This window comes from Veronia pacifica, from assembly GCF_001707825.1.
GTDB classification, from domain to species: Bacteria; Pseudomonadota; Gammaproteobacteria; order Enterobacterales; family Vibrionaceae; genus Veronia; species Veronia pacifica.
On the sequence record NZ_LYBM01000093.1, the window covers coordinates 1 to 3,270 of the forward strand.

At 42.4% G+C, this 3,270-nt stretch carries 5 protein-coding genes; all 5 read left to right on the forward strand.

Annotated elements, in window-relative coordinates:
- The first annotated feature begins 35 nt into the window (after window positions 1-35).
- On the forward strand, window positions 36-443 hold the full coding sequence (locus A8L45_RS23185) for a GNAT family N-acetyltransferase (protein WP_068905711.1): 408 nt from the start codon (window positions 36-38) through the stop codon (window positions 441-443).
- 445 nt (window positions 444-888) lie between these two features.
- Window positions 889-1,353, forward strand: coding sequence for a hypothetical protein (locus A8L45_RS23190; protein ID WP_068905712.1), 465 nt, complete (start codon window positions 889-891; stop codon window positions 1,351-1,353).
- Window positions 1,354-1,475: 122 nt separating this feature from the next.
- A complete protein-coding gene (locus A8L45_RS23195) occupies window positions 1,476-1,979 on the forward strand; it encodes a hypothetical protein (protein WP_068905713.1) in 504 nt (167 codons plus the stop codon).
- A 106-nt stretch (window positions 1,980-2,085) separates the two neighbouring features.
- Window positions 2,086-2,568 (forward strand): hypothetical protein, encoded by a 483-nt coding sequence (locus tag A8L45_RS23200; RefSeq protein ID WP_139122467.1) that lies wholly within the window; start codon window positions 2,086-2,088, stop codon window positions 2,566-2,568.
- 67 nt (window positions 2,569-2,635) lie between these two features.
- Window positions 2,636-3,037, forward strand: coding sequence for a hypothetical protein (locus A8L45_RS23205; RefSeq protein WP_068905715.1), 402 nt, complete (start codon window positions 2,636-2,638; stop codon window positions 3,035-3,037).
- Window positions 3,038-3,270: the final 233 nt, after the last annotated feature.

The following is a 3,270-nucleotide window of genomic DNA, read 5'->3' on the forward strand; positions in this document are numbered from 1 at the left end:
TAGCACTGTTATGTGCCAACAAGGAGTAGTTAGCTGTGGTGATAAAATTAAGGGATTTTATTGAATCTGACGGAGATATTTTAGAGAGCATTTTAATTGAAAATGGTCAGTTCGATTATCCCGAAGTTGAAGACAAGCACTCAATGAAAAGGGTGTCTCAATGTGACGGCGCAGTTTTTATAGTCGCTGAAGTAGAGGGTAAGGTCGCTGGCTTTACAAAGGGCTTCTACGATGGTTCCCGCGCACAAATTCAACTGGTCTCGGTTTCGCACACGCTGAAAAGCAACGGCATTGGAACGAAGCTCATTGAGGAGCTAGTTAAACGTTTTAAGTTAAAAGGCGCTTCAACAGTATCTGTATTGAATCTAGAGAAAACCTCAGTTTTCTGGAGAAAGCAAGGTTTCGAAAAGCTGCCAGTGCATATGATGCTCCGAAGCACATGACAAATTATTCAAGCAGGCAGCTAACAGTCGGCGATTTTAGTTTGGTTGAGTTTAGTGATTACGGTGTCTTTGTTTGGTTGTAGTGGAAGTTAGCTGCTACTTAACAAGGCGTTATCCCCCATCAATTTTAGAGTTTTGAGTCCCAAGGTTTAGCCGCCAAATTCCTCTTTTCATAACCGCAAGTTTGTGTCGAAATCATTGAACTACCTTTGTTTGAGTGACGTGTCTGAAATTCCAATTACATATTTGAAATCACATTCAGGTTGTTGTCTCTTGGTGGTTTAAACACGGTTTGCGACAAAGTGAAATGCGCTAGCTTTTTCAAAAGGTGCTGGCGGCAAGCCGAGAAAGACATGGAGTAAAGGCTAACAAATGCAGCCACAGGACAAAAAACCGCTCTGCCATTTTTTGCCTGTGCTGGCAAGCGTTATAAGTTACTAGATATATGGGACGAAGAAGAGAGCTAGGAAGTATTGCAAGCGGCATTGTTGGTTCTTTTGCTAGTAGAAACAATGATGTTGATGGCTACTGGGGTATCGGTAAGCTCTATAAGTTCGCAGAGTCCCAGAGTACAAAAGCAATAACAGTAAATTTAAAAAATCGCGGAATTAAACCAAGTGCTAAAGAATTCGATTTGATGGTTTGCTCATACTCGGAAATGCTGTTTCGGCTCATGGGAAAGAGAGAACTACCTAACTCTTGGCTGGTTTCCGTCACTATAAGAGTGGAGTTTGATGTTGAGTATCAGCATGAACATCACTATTGGCGTTGTGAGCTAGGCAAGCCTTGTACCCTCATATGTGAAATTCTCGATGATATAGGCCGCACGCACAAGGCTAATGCTTACGTCAATTGCTTACCCCACAATCCAAATAGGGAATGTCGCAGTTCGAGGTTTGGTAACTTATAACAAGGCAATGAACGGGACGCTTTGTCACTGTGGTAGCTTTTCAAAGTGTTGCGAATACAATGGATTAAAGTAGTTTTGGGCGGTTTGATAAGCGCCCGTTATTGCGACGTTAGGCATACATAGTGATCGATAACTGGGATAGCCTGCTAGAAATCTTCGGAACGGATGATGGTTCACTGCCAGATATAGAGCTAGGCCATCTTTCCGCTGATGAAGTGATTCGTGGCTATGAGTTCATAAGGAACCATGCAGCTCGGATTTCTTCAAAGGAACCGAGTTATTGGTCCACATCAAAAGATTGCGATGTTCCTTTTGGTTTCGAAGATAACCCTGCCATACAGGTTATCTCTGGCGAAGCGGAATCTTTTCATTTGTGTTTTGATGGGCTTAACAGTCCAAGTGGCAAACATATCCCTGAGTTGGGTTTGTTCGTTTTTACAGACTGCTTGTCCTTGGACTACCGCATGGGGCCGCAGTGGAACAAAGAAGCAGTTCAGGGGTTATTTGAGCTTATTTCGTGTATGTCTAAAGACTACGAAGATATGAAAATAGCCCATAAAACTAATATAAATGACGATGATGGTAGTATTTTTAAAACACACTGGGCTGCGTATCAACATGCCTAACAAAGCGCTGCTGCCGGACAAATTTTCCGCTGCGCTCCAAATTTGCCGCAGAGCGCGGCGTTAGGGCTACAAAAGAATCGAGATGCGGAGTGAATTTCAATACTTCATGAACCAAGATGATCATGCGGTCTTTGACGATCATCTTCGAAGCATTGACGGAATCAGCATCAAGCAGGGCAAACACTTCGATGAGATTCTAATGGGTGATGGCTTCATTCAATATGAGCGAAGTCGCCTAGAAGACGGAGTTCTTACTTCCGGCCGCATTGCAATTGCTTCAACTGATTTAGACGGGGCTTACAACTTCTCGTCGCGTCAGGCAGTTGAGTCAGTTTACAAAAAACTAAGAGACTGGCTTAAAAAACGTAGCGTCAACGCACTGGTTTGCTACAACGAAAAATCAGAGAACCCTGCGACCCAATCTATTAAAAACTTTTGGTTAGGAGCTGGCGCTGCGGCAACATTAAACAATTCAGCGATTAAGCTAAAACAATTTAAATCGGGCAATATCGTATTTAAGCTGGAATTAAGCCCTAACAAAAGCATTAACGGGACGTTTACTCGTGGCGCATTTTTTCAAAAGCGGTGATTTAACCGTTTCAATGAGCTTGGGATAGTAAACGCCCGTTATGCTGACGTTATGTTCAAGGTGAAAAATGAGGAGAAAACGGCTCAATCATTACGTTGATGTAATTCCCAAGATATTCGCTGGATGGAGAATGGGCGATGATCTTGAAGCACTTTCTGAGCTACCAAATGGTGTTATCGACATTGACATCCTAAAAGGTTCTGCGACTCACTCATTAGTTGGGAACATTGAGCTATGGATTGCTGTAGAGATTTCTCAGTGGCTAAAAGAAAGCGCAGCCAGAGACAACATCGATTTGTCACATTTGACCGAAGCCTACCTCACTGTAAAAATTGACACTGACAAAGTAAAAACTCATAAAAACAAAGTGGTAATGTTCCATTTTGATTTGTCATCGAGAATAGTGACGAGCAGCAAAGTATATGCAAGTACCGTTACAGAAATGACTAGGTGGCATAGTAGGCATTGAACATAACAAGAGCATGAACGAGGGACGTTTACTCGTTGCGCATTTTTCATAGAAATGCTGTGATTTAGGTGTTTCAATCAGTTTGGGCTAGTAAACGCCCATTATGCTAACGTTATGACCCATACTAATGTGTGCACGAACCTCATAATTTATATTGGGTCGTGGTTTTGGTTGCATACCATTCCATAATCAAAGTCTACGGTACCGTCAGTGATTGATTGTTCATCGTGACC

Coding starts and splice junctions, on each gene's coding strand:
- A8L45_RS23190 (WP_068905712.1), top strand. CDS start 889: ATGGGACGAAGAAGAGAGCTAGGAAGTATTGCAAGCGGCATTGTTGGT.
- A8L45_RS23200 (WP_139122467.1), top strand. CDS start 2,086: ATGAACCAAGATGATCATGCGGTCTTTGACGATCATCTTCGAAGCATT.
- A8L45_RS23205 (WP_068905715.1), top strand. CDS start 2,636: ATGAGGAGAAAACGGCTCAATCATTACGTTGATGTAATTCCCAAGATA.